The following is an 18,701-nucleotide window of genomic DNA, read 5'->3' as shown; positions in this document are numbered from 1 at the left end:
TATGCCATCCTCACCACAGCGAGGGTGACTGAAAGTGTTTTAGCACAGTGACTTGCTTACACGTTTCACAATCAAGAGTTCACATTTTTAAAAGTCGAACTCAGTGAAACAAATACGCGCAAAAACTTTTCGTGACTTTATCACGTTTAACTATGCTAATAACAGACGCGCTTGTGCTGCATCTGCTTGAATTTGATCTTTCAACGCCTCAAAAGAATCAAATTTAATTTCATCTCTTATTTTTGCCATCGGAAACACCGTAATGGGCTTGCCGTAAAGGTCAGATGACAAATCAAAAATATGGACTTCTAACTGGTTTCTTACCCCGTTAACAGTAGGACGGGTACCAATGTTCGCAACGCCGTTATAGTGTTTACCATCTACGTCGACACGAACTGCGAACACGCCGTGAATTGGCGTTTTTTGGCGTTTTAGCATGACATTCGCGGTGGGAAAACCAATGGTGCGACCTTTTTTCTCGCCGTGAACCACCCTACCGTGAATAGCAAACGGGCGCCCTAGCATTTCGGTAGACAGACCAAAGTCGCTGTCAGCCAACGCTTCTCGCACCGCGGTAGAGCTTATTCGATGGGCATGCATGGTAAAACTGTGGGTGCTTACTACTTCGAAACCGTATTGGCGACCTGCCGCCTCAAGCATTTCGAAATCCCCTTTGCGGCCATTGCCAAAACGGAAATCGTCGCCAACAACAAGAAATTTAACACCCAGTTTGTCCACCAATAAATCGTGAACGAAGGTATCGGCACTTTGCTTAGCAAACTCCGCGTTAAATCGCACAGCAAGCAGTCTGTCGACACCTTGTTGGCGCAGCAACTCGTACTTTTCGCGAAGAGGGCTTATACGCGCTGGTGCTTTATCAGGCATAAAGACTTCTTCAGGCTGAGGTTCGAACACCATTACGGTGGCAGGAAGTGATAGCGATTTCGCTTTTTCAAGCACGTTAGCCAACACAGCTTGATGACCACGGTGTACGCCGTCGAACTTGCCAATAGTGAGCACACACCCTTTATGGTGCGGTTTTACATTGTTTAGCCCGCGGATAAATTCCACTGTTAGCCACTACCTTTTAACTGCTAGAAAATCAAAGCTCGCGATTATAGCCGACCGCGAGCACAATACCAAGCACACGGGCCATTCTGGCTCCATGCGCTATTTCGCATCTATTGAATACTAATCGCCGCCGCTTCTGAAATGCCTGGGTCGCATGCCCAGCACCACCATGGTGGTCACAAACAATATAACCGACAGCGAAATGGTTATTCCTACCTCTAACATTTGGGCGGAAAGAGACAATTCAAAGAAAGCTAAGCCTTGATCGCGATAATAAATAAGCCCGCCCATGGCAGCACTTGCAATAACCACACGGGCAATAAACAAAACCGATGTGCGGCTTAACGCAAATACACCTTGTTTATGCAGCGTAATATAAAGCAAAGCGGCGTTAAGCGTAGCTGACATACTGGTAGCGACAGCAAGCCCTACATAACCAAACGGAATCGCTAAAATAAGGTTAAACACCATGTTTGCGACCATACACCAAATACCAAATTTCACTGGCGTCTTGGTGTCTTGGCGGGAATAAAACCCTGGTGCAAGAATTTTTACCAGCATAAAGCTGAGCAAGCCAAACGAGTACGCGGTAAGCGAGTAAGACGCCATAATGGCGGTTTCTGCAGTAAACGCGCCCCGCTGAAAAATAACGGTCAAAATAGGCCTTGCCATCACGCCAAGCCCCACTGCAGCAGGTATGCCTAATAAACACACCATGCGAAACGCCCAATCGATATTCGCAGCAAACGCTTTGGGGTTATTACTAACGTGGTTTCGGGATAGCGTAGGTAAAATGACTGTTGCGATGGCAATACCAAACAACCCTAGGGGAAATTCAAGCAGCCTGTCTGAATAGTATAACCAGCTAATAGAACCGGTAACTAAAAAGCTGGCGATGAAGGTATCAAACAACAAATTGATTTGCCCTACTGACACACCGAATAAGGCTGGGATCATCAGAGTGCGTACTTTTACCACGTTTTCGTCATGCCAGCCCCACTTTGGCTTTACCAAGAGCCCTGCCCTGAACAAAAACGGTAGTTGAAACAAGAACTGTACAATACCGCCGATAAACACACCCCACGCTAGCGCGTATGCGGGTTGATTAAGCGTAGGTGCTAAGTATATTGCGCATGCAATAATGCATACGTTAAGTAAAACGGGGGTGAAGGCAGCAACCGCAAACTTATTGAGCGTATTGAGTATCGCCCCTGCCAACCCAGTCAGAGAGATAAACGCCAAATAAGGAAAGGTAATTTTTAACATGGTCGACGCGAGCACAAACTTATCTCCGGCCTCGTCCCCTTCGAGCCACGCCACAAACCAGCCTGTACCAAATAAAGCCGCCAAAACAGGAGATGCTATTACCCCTATAATAGAAACTACAAAAACAATAGCGCCTAATGTACCGCTGACTTTTGCAACGAACTCTCTAAGCTGCTTTTTATCGTCGTTCTCGTGGACTTCGGTTAATACCGGAATAAACGCTTGTGCAAATGCACCTTCAGCGAATAGACGACGAAGAAAATTAGGAATTTTGTTAGCAAAGAAAAATACATCAGCGGCTGCTCCATCGCCCATAAGCTTGGCAACAACAACATCACGTACCAAGCCTAATACTCGCGAGACCAAGGTCATAATACTGACGATAAGACCAGATTTTATTAACTTCCGTGACACGTCACACTTCCAATAAGAGGTAAAGAATAGGCTGAATAGCATCAGCCATTTGAAAGATAGTCAAAGGCGTCTGCTAACCGCAAAGCGGCAACGCTAGGTTGCAAGCGAGCCATAATAACTAAAGGCTATCGCAGGCGAAACGATTTCTTCAAAATAGTTGTGCATCTTTAACAACTTTCTTGTTATAATCCGCGCCCGGTATGGGGTGCTGTCGTTTATGCATGTCTATCGCTAAAATGTCTTGAAAGAATATCACTACGAATCTCTTTCAAAAAATGTCGCAGAGAAATGTCGCAAAGAATGTGCAACGTGTTGAGCATACTTTGTGTTCAATAGCTTGCGCGTTTTAACGCGGAACGATTTAAGTTTTAAATCGTTTGACATTTGGGCGTTTGGTAGGCACAATCCGCACCCTCGTTTTTGACATGAATTTATTTTGGGAGTTACACCTTGGCTAACATTAAGTCTGCTAAGAAGCGTGCAATCCAAGCCGAAAAGCGTCGTCAGCACAACGCTAGCCGTCGTTCAATGACTCGTACAAGCATCAAGAAAGTTATCGCTGCAATTGCAAGCGGTGACAAAGAAGCGGCACAAGCTGCACTTACTGCTGCTACTCCAGTACTTGACAGAATGGCTACTAAAGGCTTGATTCACAAGAACAAAGCTGCTCGTCATAAGAGCCGTCTAGCTGCACAAATCAAAGCACTAGGTTAATCTTTACGATTAGTAGTTAAAAAAGCGCCCTTCGGCGCTTTTTTTGTATCTGTAATCGACGCTAACTAGCATGGGTTACTGATTCCAAATTTAGACTTAAAGGCATAAAGCCCACCACTAGGCGAGCTTTGTCACTAGATAAAAAGTCTTTGCGGTGTGTTCCTCCCCCAGCTATCCACTTATCAGCTCATCTTCCTTATTGAGCTTGCCGGTGCAATACGCATGATCCAGTGAAGGATGGCCCACGGCCAGCTTGGCACAAACGCATTCGCTTTTTCTTTATTGATTGCATTGACCATCGCGCGACAGCCCACATCGGTATCAACAATAAACGGTACTTTTTCCACCTTTTCGTTTATTTCGCTGCGAATAAAACCGGGGTGAATACAGGTGACGTTAATTGGCGTATTCATTACATCCATTCGAATGCCTTCAGTCATAGATGTAAGGCCCGCTTTCGTTGCCGCGTATACTGTCATGGCGCGTCTAAACCCGCGCACCGCGCTTATAGATGAAATCGTCACAAGATGACCACTATTTTGTGCCCTAAAGATAGCCATTGCCGCTTCACATTGTGCTAGCGCCGACACAAAGTTAGTCACCGCCGTTTGCTTGTTAGCGTGGAAATACCCAGTGCCAATAGACGCGCCCTTGCCCATGCCTGCGTTCACAATGACTCTATCAAGGGTTCCCATGTCGGCTTTGAATGCGTCGAATACTTCAAAAACCGTATCGTGATCATTGACATCCAGCGAGCGAATATACACGTCAATGTTTGGGTTAATTGAATGCAATTCGTCTTTCAATTTTTCTAAATTCTCAAAGCGTCTTGCGCATAGGGCTAGGTTACAACCCTGTTTGGCAAACTCAATCGCCATTCCCTTGCCTAGGCCTGAACTCGCGCCTGTGATCAGAATATTGCGTCTTGTTGTCATTATCGTTTTCCTGATGCTTTTATGGCCTTATTACAACGCCACATTAAGTAATGAATGAAGATCCAAAAGTTTTTAAACGCTGGATTATTGGTTTGCTTGTGGTGGTATCGATAGTAAATTTGCTGGGCAATACCGGCTAAACGGAAAAGCCCGTATACCTCGTAAAAGGTAAAATCATCTACATCTATTTCCATCTCTTTGCAGTAGTACGCAACCACCTGCTTTCGAGTTAGCATACCGGGTAAGTGAGTAGGCTGGCGGCGTGTTGATTGAGCCAAAAAGTCATCATCCGCTTGTACCCAATACGCCAAGGTATTACCCAAATCCATAAGCGGGTCGCCCAAGGTCGCCAGTTCCCAGTCCAACACACCGATAATTTGCGTATAGTTATCTGGCTTTAACACCACGTTGTCGAATCGGAAGTCATTGTGGGTAATACAAATGCGTTCATTAGCGGGCATGTGGTTTTCTAGCCAGCGCATTATTTTTTTACCCGAGGGGACATTCCAGGTTTTTGCTTTACTATAGCGTTCGCTCCACCCGCTTATTTGGCGTTCTATGTAGCCAGCACCTTTACCTAAGTGCTCAAGCCCCGCTTTCTTATAATCCACTTTATGAAGCTCGATTAAGCTATCAAGTACATTAGTGCAGAGCTGTTTGGTTTGCTGCTCAGACGTGTTTAAGCCTTTGGGTAAGTTCTTACGTGGTATCACGCCGGTAAACTTCTCCATTACGTAAAACTCTGTGCCCATAACGCTCTCGTCTTCACAAAGTCCAAGCATCTCTGGCACATAGCGATAAACAGGCTTTAACGCATGCTGTAATCGAAACTCCCGCCCCATATCGTGAGCACCTTTAGCTTTAGTACCTGCTGGTGCCCGACGCAAAATTAACGACGTTTTTTCGCTCTGGTTTTGTTTACTGCCTTGATAGTCCAAGCAGTACGTCCAATTAGAAGCGCCCCCAGAATACTGGGTGACTTGAGGCAAGCTATCGCTACTTTGTATCATGGCCTTCAATGATGGACTGGAAGCACTAATATTTTCCTTAAGCCAATTGTGTACAGCGCTGACGTCTAGCTCTTCGCCTGCACGCACGCTGTCGGCTTTATCTACGACCTGTTGTTGCATATCTCAATCTTCTTGTAATTCTGTTTCAAAGGGCCTATTCAAAGTGCTAACTCACAATCTTTGGCTAGAAGATACTTCTGTTTGTGCCTGTACAAGAGCAGCTCGACAATTATCTTCAGATAGCTTGGCGACAAACACAGGTGAGCGCGTTTCCGTTTTACCTAATTTTGCTTTAAATTTGCTTTTCCATTGCACGCTTCATCATCTTCGTTTGATTGAGCATATTTTTGATATAACGCTGGGTTGGCAGCAGCTTCTTTAACAGGAAAGCGCGTTTACCCAGTTTATGGGTAAGAATAAGAAACTGCTTTTTATCGACTTGCTGAAATATGGACTCAGCCACGTCTTCTTTCGTCATGTCTGCTTTGGCAAAGAACTTATTGAGCATTTTGTGCGACGCTGGGTTGCTGCTTCGCATCGACTCATCTAAATTCGTTTTGAAGAAGCTTGGACAAACTACACTAACGTCAATATTGTCAGGTGCTAATTCCAACTTCATGGTTTCAGAAAACGACACGACTGCAGCTTTAACCGCGTTATAACTTCCCATATAAGGAATAGGCGTTAGCCCCGCTTGAGATGCAATATTAATGAAATAGCCACCGCCTTGCTCTCGCATTAACGGTAAGAGGGCACGACTGACTCTCACCATGCCTAACACATTAATATCAAACACCCACTGCCACTGCTCAATGCTCTCATCTAAAAGGCTGCCACCAGAAGCAACACCCGCATTGTTAAACACAGTGTCAACACCGCCCCAGCGAGTTTCCAAGGTGTTCGCTAACGTTTGAACATCATTTTCAGAGGTTATATCGCAATGGATGTAAAACGCATTGGCACCTTGGGCGGATAGCGTATTTACTGTTTCATCGCCTCTTTCTTGGTTAATATCGGCAATGCAAATATCTAACCCCTCGTCTTTGCCTGCCCACTTTTCCGCCCACTTAAGGGCAATGGCCTGACCTAAGCCGGTAGCGCCACCGGTAATCAATACGCGCATGATGTGTTTCCTAACTGTTCTTGTTTCATTATTCTTGTATCGGCGTTTATGTTTAGTTGCGCTTTATTGTGTTAAGCGCTAATCAGTACTTCACTATTCTCTCTAATTGACCGCCTTATCAATCCAATCAAACTGATTCCGTCTTTTGCAGTGACACTGATGGCTGTTCGTTACGCATTTTTCGTTTTGCCCACAGGGCCAATAGTGCGGGCCCGATGTACATTGCTACGCCATATACACCAGGTGCAATCGCGTAATCAGGTGCATCTAAAAAGGTAATACATATCAGCATTGCAAGCGCCGCGTTTTGCACGCCTATTTCAATGGCCAGCGTGAGCGAGTCTTTAAATGCTAGGTTTGAAAGCTTAGCAAGCCCGAGCCCTAACAATACCGATGATAAATTTAACGTTAAGCAAACCAAAAACGCGCTTTCAAAGGACGCGGCTAAATTGTTTCTTTCTGAAACCAGCACGCCCACAATCATAAGCAACATGAAGTACATAGAAAACTGCCGAAAGAAACTTTCAGTTTTAGTAGCAAACCTGCTGTTAAAGCGACGAATGGTCATGCCTAAAATGACCGGTACAATTGATATACCAACCAGCCCTATCACTGTTTGAATAATAGAAAAGTCTGGCGCGTTTTCTTTTACAAAGTAATCAAGAGCAAATTGAATGATAAAGGGCGTTGAGAAAACGCAAGCGATGGTAGAAATAGCGGTTAAGCTTACTGAAAGGGCCAGATTTGCTTTTGCGATGTGGCTGATTAAATTACTGGTCGTGCCGCCTGGGCATGCCGCTAAAACCATGACACCAACCGCAATATAATCGGGTAGACCAAAAACAAAGCACAGTCCTAGCGCCAACATAGGCAGCAATATAATTTGCCCTATAAAACCCGTTATTACTGCTTTAGGTGCTTTAAGTAGTCGGGCAAAGTCTGCAAGGGTTAGCGTTAGCCCCATACCAAACATAACAAATGCCAACGCTAGAGGTAACAACACCTCGGTAAGTACAGATGCCTGCATGCACACGCCCCTTACAAAAGAAGCCTCTATTAAAGAAACCTTTTATTAACATTTAAGCCAGTGTACTCTGTTTAATAATAAATAAAAATGATGCCTTATTATGGAAACCCATAAATAATATGCATGGAAAATTAGACCTAAATTTGTTTGTTGTGCTGCGAGCGGTCTACGATCAGGGCAGCATTACGAAAGCCGCCAACGCACTGCATATTACTCAGCCTGCGGTGAGTCACGCCTTAGGTCGTCTACGAGAGAAATTTGATGATCCGCTGTTTATTCGTCATGGACGACAAGTCGTGCCTACCCCGTTTTGCCAAGGCATTATTGCATCGGTTGTGAAATCAATCGAAACCCTTGAAAGTACGTTAAAAGGTAAAGTGGGGTTTGATATAAGTGATAAACCCCGTCAGGTGAACCTTGGCTTGAGAGATGTTTTAGAATCTATATTTTTTCCCGTGCTTATTCCTGAGCTTGTTAAACATACTCCCAATATCACGGTGAATAGCAGACAGGTTACCTGGCCCGAGCTTGCTCCCGCGTTAGGCGCTAAAGAGCTTGATATCGTAATTGACGCATTAGTTCCCACCAGCCGTGACATTCGTTCACAGTTTATCTGCGAAGAAACGTTTGTCGTGGTATGCGCGCCTAGCAATAGCTACGTAGAAAACCCGAGTATCAAGAGCTACTCACTTGCACAGCATGCGCTTGTATCTTTAAAAGACTCTAAATTGGATACGGTTGATCTAGCCCTTGCTCAGCACAATTTACATCGCAACATCGCATTGCAGTGTGAACACTACTTTGCCGCCGTTAACGTAGTTAGCCAATGCGATCTTTTGCTGACCATGCCAACGCGATTCGCCCAACAATTCAGTAATAAATTCGATATCGAAATTCTGCCCCTTCCATTTGACGTCCCCCCACTCCCCGTACACATGTACTGGCACAAACACGCCGATGAAGACTTAGTGAATGTATGGATGCGAGATAGGCTTTTAGACGTGGCGAGTAAGTTGGGGTTATAGCGCGTATTTGTGTTGCTGTAACACAATGGTCAAGCAAGCGTCACGGTAGTGTCAATTTGCAAACCTATAGTGACGATCCAAGGCATCGCTTTGGGAAACCGCTATGAAAAAGACACACTATCGAACACTTTGGCTTTCAGATATCCATTTGGGTAATCGCGACTGCAAAGCTGAATACTTACTTTCCTTTCTGGATAGCATAACCGTAGACACCCTCTATTTGGTGGGTGATATTGTTGATATGTGGCAAATGTCCAAACAATTTCGCTGGCCACAGGCGCACAATCAAGTCATGCACAAATTCATGCAAATGAGCCAAGACGGCCCCCGTGTGGTGTACCTGCCCGGAAACCACGATGAGCCAATTCAGTCTTATTCTGGTATGGCTTTCGGTGATATAGAAATAGAGCGAGAGTTGGTTCACACCACCGCACAAGGGAAGCGTTATTTAGTCTTACATGGCGATCAGTTCGATGGCGATGTGACTATGGGCAAATTCCATGCGTGGATTGGCGATAAAGGTTACGACCTTTTGCTTTTTCTAAATAGAGAGTTTAATCGCCTACGCGCGTGGCGCAAGCGAGAATACTGGTCACTTGCGGGCTATATTAAAAAACACATCAAGGGAGCGAATGAAGCCATCGCCCGTTATCGAGAAGCATGCTGCAGGCGCGCCGATGAAATGGGGCTCGACGGTGTTGTGTGTGGCCACATTCATCACCCTGAAAGCAGCCTAGAAAACGGTATTCACTACATTAATGATGGGGACTGGATAGAAAACTGCAGTGCACTGTCAGAAGACGTGAACGGTAACTTATCTCTTATTCATTACCTTGATTCATTAGAGTCAGCCACCGTAACACCAATTACAACCAAAACCTCTCGCTCAGAAGCAGCATAGCTGGCATTACACAAATGGGGCTGTAACGGCCCCTGACTTTTGCTATTCACCAAGCAACAGGTGAATTCCAACCCCATCCATCAAGGTTAGGGCCTGCTGACCTGTGCCCCACATCATAGGTTAACAGGTCATAGTTACAACTTTTTAACACTGTCAAATAACTGCCATGAAACTGTGTGAAAAGCGTCACATTGCCCTGCTATTGTTCGCCAAAACCGGAAGAGAAACAGGTTCTATGTTTACTGTAAACGACGTACTGAACAAGCATTACCCTCAAGTAGCAAATAACCCCATTCTATTTAAGTCGCTGTCTTTCGTATTAAGGCACCTTCTTCACGAACGTGAAATTACCGAATTTGGTGAAACCTATCCGCATTACGAAGATATCGATTTCGTAGAGCAAGTGCTGGAATATTTTAATATCAGCTACTCCACGCGCGATGTAGAAAAAGAACGCATTCCAAGTGAAGGCAGAGTGGTGATTATTGCTAACCATCCGATTGGCTCACTCGACGCACTTGCGCTTATAAAGCTGGTTAGTGAAGTACGTCACGACTTAAAAGTGGTCGCCAATGAAATGCTTATGGCCATTGAACCGCTTCACGATATGCTGTTACCTGTAAACAATATGCAGGGAGGCACACCAAAACAGCATTTATCGGCAATTCAAAAACACCTTAACAGCGACGGCGCCATACTGATTTTTCCTGCCGGTGAAGTTTCTCGATTACGCCCACAAGGTGTTCGCGACACCAGATGGCACACGGGTTTTTTACGCATTGCAAAGCAAGCAAAAGCACCGATATTGCCGGTTTATATAGACGCGAAAAATAGCCCGCTTTTTTACGGCGTGTCCATGGTGTACAAGCCATTAGCCACCGCGCTGCTCGTTAAAGAGATGTTCAAACAGCGTAAGAAGCATTTACCTATGCGCATTGGCGAACTTATTCCATTTGAAGCGTACCAGCAAACCAATATACCGTTAAAAGAGCAGGTAAAGCTGTTTAAGCGCCACTTGTATCGCATTGGCAGTAACAAGAAAGGCGTATTTGAAACCCAGGCTTCTATTGCCATGCCAGAAGACAGAAAAGAACTGGCCCGCGCTATGCGAGACTGCGAACATTTAGGTGAAACTGGCGACGGAAAATCTATTTACCTATACCAACACAAAAGCTGTTCACCGATTATGCGAGAGATTGGCCGCCTGCGCGAAGTGGCGTTTCGAGCCGTGGGCGAAGGTACCAACAAGCGTAGAGACATCGATCAATACGACTCCCACTATTATCACCTTGTACTTTGGGATGACAACGATTTAGAAATTGTGGGCGCCTACCGCTTTGGCGATGCTGAGCTTTTGACAGCGCCAAACCACCCTACCGGGCTCTACTCTGCGACCTTATTTAATTACGGTAAGGACAACGATAAACTCTTCAAAGAAGGCTTAGAGCTAGGGCGAAGCTTTGTCCAGCCTCGCTATTGGGGAAAGCGTAGTTTAGATTATTTGTGGTTTGGTATCGGGGCATTTTTAAGCCGCTACCCAAAGTATCGCTATCTGTTTGGTGCGGTGTCACTCAGTAATGCCTACCCTGAACCCGCTAAAGATTTATTGGTACAATTCTATTCCACGTACTTCCCTGCCAAGTTTGGCGAAGCGACCTGCAAGCGACCTTATCAAATGGCGAACGACGCGTTACATCAATTTACAGGTAACGATTACAAAGCAGAATTTACGCAGCTAAAGCATTTACTGGCTAACATGGGCGTAAACGTACCAACGCTGTATAAGCAGTATTCTGAAGTGGCTAAAGACGGCGGGGTGGCATTTTTAGGCTTTAATGTCGACCCAGATTTTAACGACTGTATCGACGGACTGGTGGTGGTTGATATGCAAACACTTACTGAGAAAAAGCGCAAACGCTATCTAACCGATATTCAGCTTAAAGCCACAGCCTAAGCGAAGAGGGAGCTTCTGACAAACGCTCCCTTTCTCATTCTACGGCCTTCCGCTTTACTGAAAATTTCAGAAGTCGCTATCGCTCGCCAACATACTTAAGAATGTCGGTATAAATATCTTCAAGAGTGAGCAAATCAGACACATGAATGTGTTCGTTTATTTGGTGAATGGTGGTGTTTGGCACACCCACTTCAACCACTTGTGTGTGCTCACTAGCAAAAAAACGCCCGTCAGAAGTACCACCAGATGTACTGATAACAGGGTAACGCCCTGTAGCGCCCTTTATCGCTTTTTCTACGCAGGCAATTAAGCAGTGCTCCGCGTTACTGTTAGGCTTGCTCAAGTAAGCTTCACAGGGTCTTGAAAAGCTAACTTCGGCTTCTGTATCAATACTATTGATAATACTGCGCAGCAATACCGATAAACTGTTTTGATTAAACTGCCACGAATATCTGACATTAAACTCTATACGAACAGCACTAGGCACTATGTTATCAGTGAAGCTTCCCGTGTCCATATGTGTTATTTGAAGCGAAGTACCAGGGAAATCATCACTCCCCTCGTCAAATGGGTACTGTGTTAGCGCATTAATCACGTTACTCGCTTTGTGGATAGCATTTACCGCTGTCTTTGGATAAGCCACGTGACCTTGCTTTCCTGCAATATGGATAGTGCCGGAAAGTGAGCCTCTGCGTCCAATCTTAATCGTATCGCCGGTTGATGCAGATGCAGAAGGTTCACCTACTAGGCACATATCAAGCTGGACATTTTTAGATGCCAAATACTCAGCTATCCATTTAGAGCCCCACTCCGCCTCCCCTTCTTCATCACTGGTGATTAGCCACCAGAAAGAGACCTTTTCCTTATCTAACGAGGCAATGGTTCGCTCTGTTGCCGCTAGCATGGCTGCGATGCCTGTTTTCATATCGGCAGCACCACGTCCATATAATTTATTTTTGCTAATTACGGGACTAAAAGGCGGTGACTTCCACTTATCAAGAGGACCTGGGGGCACAACATCAGTATGGCCGCTAAATGCAAAGTGATTCGGGCCCTGCCCCCACCTCGCGATGAGGTTGCTCACTCCATTAATTGTGTATTTCTCACAAAAGAAACCGAGTTTTTCGAGCTTGTATATCAGGTAACTTTGGCAACCAGCGTCCTGCGGGGTAATCGACGCTCTTGCCATAAGCACTTCGGCAAAATAAATACTGCGAGCTGGCGCTATGGAAGGTAAAGGCTGAATTGACATGCATAAGAAACCTTTATGAAACGTGAGTCTATTACACAAATGTAAAGTGACACGGCAATAACAGATTTACGACAATGCCATGACAGCCGACAAAGTAACCTGAAGCTAAAAATAATAAAGGGTGATAACAAGGAAGGCGACAATGGGTGAGTTGGCGACTAGGACTGGCTCGTTAAGATTTGTCTAAATCAACGCGCGTTGTTATAACTAGAACATAACTTAAAGAAAGGCATTACTGTGTTAAAAATCATTGTTTTAATACCCCTTATTTTGTCACTACTCTGGTTTGGCTATTTACAAGCCAACAAATACACTCTGGAGCAAGGCAAGCAAGGGTTTCTGTACATATTCGTGTTATCTGGTGTTATTGCGGCATTTTATACACTGATGCTGTTCTTAACGAACTAACGCACTTCAAATAAATAGCCAATCACTGTGTTGTAAAAAAAAGCCAGCATCTATGAAAGAGGCTGGCTTTTTAGTATTTACCGGTGTCACTGTTAGTCGCAGCGACAGCTTTTACGCAGCAGTGCTTATAGCGTCTGTGAGATAGTCACTTCTGCATTTGCGCGAAGCGCATCAATATATTGTTGATAAACGCGCTGGCCTTGTACCTGAGCAAGGCGCTGCTTCAGGCTTTCACCCAACTCATTCTCAAGCTCTGGTGCTGCGTTAACGTTTTCAAGCATAACAACAGCAACGTCACCGTTTACCGCTGTTGCAACATCAACTTTATCTTCGCCTTCAAGGGCAAGAGAGAAAAGCGTGTCAACGAGTGCACGTGCAAGTGTACCGCCCGCTCTCGGAACAGCAGCTGCTGTCTCCCAAGACACAGACTTTTCCGCAAGCTCGCTTTCAACGCTTTCTCCAGCACGCACTTTTTGTGCGATATCAAACGCCCAAGCTTCTGCAGCTTCTTTTGACTTTTCAGCCTTAACAGAGGCTTCGATGCCTTCGCGTACTTCTTCAAGAGATTGAGTACGCTGAGGCTGATGCTCAATAACACGCGCAACAACAACGGTTTCGTCGTCTAGTTCTATAATATCGCTATTAAGCCCTTCATCAATAAGTTCAGAAGAGAAAGCAACGTCTAGTAAACCAGGGAAGCTTAGATCAGCGGGTGCGGTGTTGCGACTAAATACCACTGACTCTAGCACAGGCAAATCAACCGCGTTCGCTGCATCTTCTAGCGTATCAGGTACTTCAAACGCAATTTCAGCTAACGTATTTTGAAGCTCAAAGTACTTTTCCATAGCCGCGTCATAAAGAAGCGTATCGCGAATCTCACCCGCTACTTCATCGAAAGATTTAACTTGTGCTTCTTTTAAGTCTGTTAACTTGATGATGTGAAAACCAAACTCGGTTTCAACTACGTCGGATACATCGCCAACATTTTGTAAAGCAAAAGCTGCTTCATCAAACGCTGGGTCCATCATTTCTGGTGTAATGAAGTCTAAGTCACCACCGTTTTCGGCAGAGAATGTGTCATCAGAGTTTGCTTCTGCAAGAGCCGCAAAATCTGCACCGTTGTCGAGTTCTGCTTTTAATGATTCTGCTTTTGCTTTCGCTGCATCGGCATCATCGCCCGCTTCGATAAGAATATGAGAAACACGGCGCTCTTCTTCTTTGCCGTAGCTTCCCAGGTTATTTTCGTAGTACGTGCGAACCGCTTCTTCATCAACCGAAACGCGATCTTTCAAGTCATCGACACTTAACTTAACGTAAGCAAGTTTAACCTGCTCGTCAGTATCGAAAGAGGCGATGTTGTTATTATAAAAAGCTTCAACATCCGCATCTGTCACTTCAATTGAGCCGGCAAATTCATCAGAGCTCACTAGCACGTATTTCGCATCACGAGTTTGGCGCTGTAGCGCATTCGCTTGCTGTACTTCACCGTCCAACGCAAATGAAGAATTCGTTAGCGCTGCAGCCAACTGGTTTTGTGTCATTTGAACGCGCAGATAATCACGGAAATCGGCTACTTGAAAACCGTTTTGACGAAGAATGGCTTGGAAACGTTCGTTATCGAACTGACCACCAAACTGGAATTCAGGCATTTGTGTTATGGTTTCGCGAATTTGTTTATCACTTACGCGCAATCCCATGTCCGTCGCTTGTTGCTGAATTAATTTTTCAGCAATAAGTCTGTCCAGTACATTTCTTCTGAAATCTGCGAGGTATTGCTCACTAGAGAAAAGCTGTGCGATGCTGTCGCCGTATTGTGACTCCATTTGTGCACGCTGATTCTGATATGCACGCTCTAGTTCTTGTGCCGAAATTTCTTCGCCATTAACAGTAGCTACTGCAGTAGTACCTGATGATGTTAGGTAGCTACCTACACCTGCGAATACGAAACTTAAAACGATAAGCGCGATAATCGCCATCGCCCATGGGCCTTGAGAACCTTCTCTGATTCTTTCTAGCATGATTGTTCTTCAACTCCGTTGCTTACTACAGTTACCTCAAACCATCACAAATCCGTGAGTGCGAGATAAAATAAGCGCTGATTATAACCCAATGCTGCCGAATATAAACGACCAAAACACACTATTTGTACTGTCTTTCGTTAAGTTCGAACGTTGCGAGGACATGTATAAAACTCATCAAGCCTCGTAGGGTTATTTCTACTCTTAAAATATTGGGGTCAGAGTCATTACTCTGACCCCAATATTGAATTCTTTGTTTTAGAAATAAAAAAGGCGATGGACTAGCCATCGCCTTTTTCTATAATTTTTGTGCTTAGTTACAAGCGTCTTTCAGTGCTTTACCAGCTTTGAAAGATGGAACTTTCGCTGCTGAAATCTGAATAGTCTCACCAGTTTGTGGGTTACGGCCACTGCGAGCTGAACGTTCGCGAACTGAGAAAGTACCAAAGCCTACTAGTGCAACTTGGTCGCCGTCTTTAAGCGCAGCAGTTACTGAGTCAGTGAATGCGTCAAGAGCGCGGCCAGCAGCTGCTTTAGAAATGTCTGCACCAGCAGCGATTTGGTCGATAAGTTGAGACTTGTTCACAATTATGATCCCCTTCGATTGTTATTATACTGTTTGTCCAAAACGATTTTGCTTGAACGTTATAGCAAGCTTGATTGTTAACATCAAGCTTCAGTCACAAATAATTAACTTTATTAATGAATCGCTGCAATCCCTTTTGTGGCAAGGCTTCAAGCGAATACCACTTAAAGGTAACACAACTTTTGCGACTTGAAAGCCCTATTTTTAAAAAAATCAGCTTTTCTTTCGCTCAATGCACATTTTTTGTTCAATTATTGCAATTTTATAGAAATAAAACGGCTACACGCCTTTAAAAACAAAGGATTGTAGCCAATCGATTAAGTTACTTTTTAACCACCTTGAAGCTTTCTACAGGTTCCTGCAGTGCAATATCAAGGACTTCATCAATCCACTTAACCGGATGGATAGATAAATCTTTCTTCACATTATCTGGAATTTCTTCCAAATCACGTTCGTTATCCTTTGGAATAACTACTGTTTTAATGCCGCCGCGATGCGCTGCTAGAAGCTTTTCTTTAAGCCCACCAATAGCGAGTACTTCGCCGCGCAGGGTGATTTCGCCGGTCATTGCCACGTCACACTTTACAGGATTACCCGTTAGTGAAGAAACTAGCGCGGTACACATCGCTATACCTGCACTAGGACCATCTTTCGGCGTAGCACCTTCAGGCACATGCACGTGAATATCACGTTTTTCATAGAAGTCATCGTTTATACGAAGCTTTTCAGCACGACTTCTTACCACTGTCATAGCAGCCTTAATCGACTCCTGCATGACATCGCCCAAAGAGCCTGTCGACGTCATTTTACCCTTACCAGGAACCGACGTGGTTTCAATGGTCAGTAAGTCACCACCTACTTGCGTCCAAGCAAGTCCTGTAACTTGGCCAATTTGATTGTCTTTATCGGCTTTACCGTAGTCAAAGCGTTGAACGCCAAGATAATCTTTAAGGTTATCCTGCGTTACGACTACTTTATCTTTGCTCTTCTTAAGTAAGATGTCTTTAACCGCTTTACGACATACCTTAGACACTTCACGCTCTAGGCTTCGCACGCCCGCTTCACGGGTATAATAACGAATCATACCAATCACGGCAGAATCGGTAATTTCCAATTCTTTCGCTTTCAGACCATTGCGTTCCATTTGCTTGCCAATTAAATGGTTCTTCGCAATGTTGAGTTTTTCATCTTCTGTGTAGCCAGATAGACGAATCACTTCCATACGGTCAAGTAATGGGCCTGGAATATTCATGCTGTTAGAGGTGGCTACGAACATAACGTCTGACAGGTCGTAGTCGACTTCCAGATAGTGATCACTAAAGCTGTTGTTTTGTTCTGGGTCTAGCACTTCAAGAAGCGCCGAAGCTGGGTCACCACGCATGTCTGATGACATCTTATCGATTTCATCTAACAGGAACAGTGGGTTTTTAACTCCAACTTTCGCCATCTTTTGCACTAGCTTACCTGGCAGTGAACCAATGTAAGTACGGCGGTGACCACGGATTTCTGCTTCGTCACGCACGCCACCTAGCGCCATACGCACATATTTGCGGCCTGTCGCTTTAGCAATAGATTGGCCTAACGAGGTTTTACCTACACCAGGAGGACCAACAAGACAAAGTATCGGGCCTTTTAGCTTTTTAACACGCTGCTGAACGGCCAAATACTCTAGAATTCGCTCTTTCACCTTCTCAAGACCGTAGTGGTCTTCATTGAGCACGCTCTCTGCGCGAGAAAGGTCTTTCTTGACCGGCGAGCGCTTATTCCAAGGTACGTTAGTTAGCCATTCAATGTAGCTTCGAAGCACGGTAGCTTCTGCAGACATTGGTGACATCATCTTAAGCTTTTGAAGTTCAGCTTTCGCCTTATCTTCTGCCTCTTTTGGCATTTTAGCGTCAGCTATTTTTTTAGACAGTGCTTCAAATTCATCAGGCGCGTCATCTAGCTCACCTAACTCTTTCTGAATAGCCTTCATCTGCTCATTCAAATAGTACTCGCGCTGGCTCTTTTCCATTTGCTTTTTAACGCGGGTACGAATTTTCTTTTCGACCTGCAGCAAATCAATTTCGCCTTCCATCAGCGCCATGAGGTATTCAAGACGCTCATTGACGCCCTGCATCTCCAGCACTTTTTGCTTTTCAGTAAGCTTAAGAGGCATGTGAGCAGCCATGGTGTCAGCTAAACGAGCCGCATCTTCAATGCCATTTAGTGATGTCAGTACTTCTGGTGGAATTTTTTTGTTTAGCTTTACGTAGCCTTCAAACTGAGAAACCGCAGAGCGAATAAGCACTTCTTGTTCGCTCTCATCAATCTCTTCATCAGTTAGTTTGTCTACATTAGCAACAAAGAACGGCTCTGATTGCTTATAGCTTTCAATTTCACCGCGTACACTACCTTCTACCAGCACTTTAACCGTACCGTCGGGTAGCTTTAGAAGTTGTAGGATAGTAGCAATAGTACCGACGGTATAGATGTCGTCCGCTTCAGGCTCATCTACGCCAGCGTCTTTTTGTGCTACTAGAAAAATTTGTTTGTCATTATCCATTGCCGCTTCTAGACAACGAATTGATTTCTCACGCCCAACAAATAGGGGTATGACCATATGCGGGTAAACAACCACGTCCCGCAAGGCAAGCACAGGAATTTCAATGCGATTTTCACGCTCAACTGTCATACTTGTTCTCAATTAGTTTGAAATGTCATTTTTATATGGGGATGCAAGAGCAAAGTTCAATCGAAACTTATTAAAGTGCGTTAATTCCTTAACCTTACCTTCCCTGCTCTAGGGCCTGTTGACCTTAGTATAACCATTATCGATTTTGCCTCGAATGGCAATACTAAACGCAAAAATCTAGTAGAAAGGATAGCGAGATTTGCTTTAACCGCTCAAAAATCACCCACCTTCAAGGTATACCCTTTGGTTAAACGTAGATCAGATTAGACAACGAAGTCTGAAACTTTGGCTGTTAAAAACAAAAAAAGGCCCTGAAGGGCCTT

The 18,701-nt window shown here is 44.7% G+C and carries 14 protein-coding genes; 4 read left to right on the top strand and 10 right to left on the bottom strand.

All coding sequences use genetic code 11. The annotated features are described in order from the left end of the window. Window positions 1-150: 150 nt before the first annotated feature. Window positions 151-1,071: a bifunctional riboflavin kinase/FAD synthetase gene (gene ribF, locus ACFI6L_RS16280; RefSeq protein WP_014950132.1), complete on the bottom strand. Its 921-nt coding sequence runs from the start codon at window positions 1,069-1,071 to the stop codon at window positions 151-153. A gap of 120 nt (window positions 1,072-1,191) precedes the next feature. After that, the gene (gene murJ, locus ACFI6L_RS16275; RefSeq protein WP_110289220.1) at window positions 1,192-2,751 is read right to left on the bottom strand and encodes a murein biosynthesis integral membrane protein MurJ; all 1,560 of its coding nucleotides are present in this window, start codon (window positions 2,749-2,751) and stop codon (window positions 1,192-1,194) included. 450 nt (window positions 2,752-3,201) lie between these two features. Between murJ and rpsT the strand changes: the two genes are divergently transcribed. Further along, entirely contained in the window at window positions 3,202-3,465 is a 264-nt protein-coding gene (gene rpsT, locus ACFI6L_RS16270) for a 30S ribosomal protein S20 (RefSeq protein ID WP_014950134.1), read from the top strand. Between the two features lie 182 nt (window positions 3,466-3,647). On the opposite strand, the gene ACFI6L_RS16265 is transcribed toward rpsT, so the two are convergent. From ACFI6L_RS16265 to ACFI6L_RS16250, 4 genes are all read right to left on the bottom strand, one after another. Continuing rightward, window positions 3,648-4,400, bottom strand: coding sequence for an SDR family oxidoreductase (locus ACFI6L_RS16265; protein WP_039228321.1), 753 nt, complete (start codon window positions 4,398-4,400; stop codon window positions 3,648-3,650). After that, entirely contained in the window at window positions 4,400-5,530 is a 1,131-nt protein-coding gene (locus ACFI6L_RS16260; protein ID WP_462574425.1) for a phosphotransferase family protein, read from the bottom strand. Before ACFI6L_RS16260 ends, ACFI6L_RS16265 begins: the two co-directional genes overlap by 1 nt. A gap of 172 nt (window positions 5,531-5,702) precedes the next feature. Further along, window positions 5,703-6,533 carry an SDR family oxidoreductase gene (locus tag ACFI6L_RS16255; RefSeq protein ID WP_101565254.1) on the bottom strand — a complete coding sequence of 277 codons (831 nt, stop codon included), beginning with the start codon at window positions 6,531-6,533 and terminating at the stop codon, window positions 5,703-5,705. Window positions 6,534-6,660: 127 nt separating this feature from the next. Next, a complete protein-coding gene (locus ACFI6L_RS16250; protein ID WP_110289223.1) occupies window positions 6,661-7,560 on the bottom strand; it encodes a bile acid:sodium symporter family protein in 900 nt (299 codons plus the stop codon). Between the two features lie 119 nt (window positions 7,561-7,679). On the opposite strand from ACFI6L_RS16250, the gene ACFI6L_RS16245 reads away from it, so the two are divergent. The 3 genes from ACFI6L_RS16245 to olsF all read left to right on the top strand — a co-directional run bounded on the left by ACFI6L_RS16245 (window position 7,680) and on the right by olsF (window position 11,440). Next, window positions 7,680-8,585: a LysR family transcriptional regulator gene (locus ACFI6L_RS16245; protein ID WP_462574424.1), complete on the top strand. Its 906-nt coding sequence runs from the start codon at window positions 7,680-7,682 to the stop codon at window positions 8,583-8,585. Between the two features lie 103 nt (window positions 8,586-8,688). Then, complete coding sequence (locus tag ACFI6L_RS16240) at window positions 8,689-9,486, top strand: UDP-2,3-diacylglucosamine diphosphatase (RefSeq protein WP_462574423.1); 798 nt, start codon at window positions 8,689-8,691, stop codon at window positions 9,484-9,486. Window positions 9,487-9,721: 235 nt separating this feature from the next. After that, the gene (gene olsF / locus ACFI6L_RS16235; protein WP_239257988.1) at window positions 9,722-11,440 is read left to right on the top strand and encodes a bifunctional ornithine lipid synthase OlsF; all 1,719 of its coding nucleotides are present in this window, start codon (window positions 9,722-9,724) and stop codon (window positions 11,438-11,440) included. Window positions 11,441-11,516: 76 nt separating this feature from the next. Here olsF and dapE read toward each other — a convergent pair whose 3' ends face one another. From dapE to lon, 4 genes are all read right to left on the bottom strand, one after another. Further along, window positions 11,517-12,692, bottom strand: a complete 1,176-nt coding sequence (gene dapE, locus ACFI6L_RS16230; protein WP_239300804.1) for a succinyl-diaminopimelate desuccinylase — start codon at window positions 12,690-12,692, stop codon at window positions 11,517-11,519. A gap of 533 nt (window positions 12,693-13,225) precedes the next feature. Continuing rightward, window positions 13,226-15,118 (bottom strand): SurA N-terminal domain-containing protein, encoded by a 1,893-nt coding sequence (locus tag ACFI6L_RS16225; protein WP_462574422.1) that lies wholly within the window; start codon window positions 15,116-15,118, stop codon window positions 13,226-13,228. Between the two features lie 313 nt (window positions 15,119-15,431). Beyond that, the gene (gene hupB, locus ACFI6L_RS16220; RefSeq protein ID WP_012518978.1) at window positions 15,432-15,704 is read right to left on the bottom strand and encodes a nucleoid-associated protein HU-beta; all 273 of its coding nucleotides are present in this window, start codon (window positions 15,702-15,704) and stop codon (window positions 15,432-15,434) included. Between the two features lie 322 nt (window positions 15,705-16,026). Beyond that, window positions 16,027-18,378: an endopeptidase La gene (lon, locus tag ACFI6L_RS16215; protein WP_462574421.1), complete on the bottom strand. Its 2,352-nt coding sequence runs from the start codon at window positions 18,376-18,378 to the stop codon at window positions 16,027-16,029. Window positions 18,379-18,701: the final 323 nt, after the last annotated feature.

The sequence above is a fragment of the Alteromonas sp. G4i35 genome (assembly GCF_054960375.1).
Note: the sequence above shows the minus strand (reverse complement) of the source record. Positions and strands in the feature narration are given on the sequence as shown.

What these genes read in the sequence shown, in the direction of transcription:
- olsF (WP_239257988.1), top strand. Translation starts at nt 9,722, where the DNA reads ATGTTTACTGTAAACGACGTACTGAACAAGCATTACCCTCAAGTAGCA.
- ACFI6L_RS16225 (WP_462574422.1), bottom strand. Translation starts at nt 15,118, where the DNA reads ATGCTAGAAAGAATCAGAGAAGGTTCTCAAGGCCCATGGGCGATGGCG.
- ACFI6L_RS16245 (WP_462574424.1), top strand. Translation starts at nt 7,680, where the DNA reads ATGCATGGAAAATTAGACCTAAATTTGTTTGTTGTGCTGCGAGCGGTC.
- dapE (WP_239300804.1), bottom strand. Translation starts at nt 12,692, where the DNA reads ATGTCAATTCAGCCTTTACCTTCCATAGCGCCAGCTCGCAGTATTTAT.
- lon (WP_462574421.1), bottom strand. Translation starts at nt 18,378, where the DNA reads ATGACAGTTGAGCGTGAAAATCGCATTGAAATTCCTGTGCTTGCCTTG.
- ACFI6L_RS16255 (WP_101565254.1), bottom strand. Translation starts at nt 6,533, where the DNA reads ATGCGCGTATTGATTACCGGTGGCGCTACCGGCTTAGGTCAGGCCATT.
- ACFI6L_RS16260 (WP_462574425.1), bottom strand. Translation starts at nt 5,530, where the DNA reads ATGCAACAACAGGTCGTAGATAAAGCCGACAGCGTGCGTGCAGGCGAA.
- ACFI6L_RS16250 (WP_110289223.1), bottom strand. Translation starts at nt 7,560, where the DNA reads ATGCAGGCATCTGTACTTACCGAGGTGTTGTTACCTCTAGCGTTGGCA.
- ACFI6L_RS16265 (WP_039228321.1), bottom strand. Translation starts at nt 4,400, where the DNA reads ATGACAACAAGACGCAATATTCTGATCACAGGCGCGAGTTCAGGCCTA.
- ACFI6L_RS16240 (WP_462574423.1), top strand. Translation starts at nt 8,689, where the DNA reads ATGAAAAAGACACACTATCGAACACTTTGGCTTTCAGATATCCATTTG.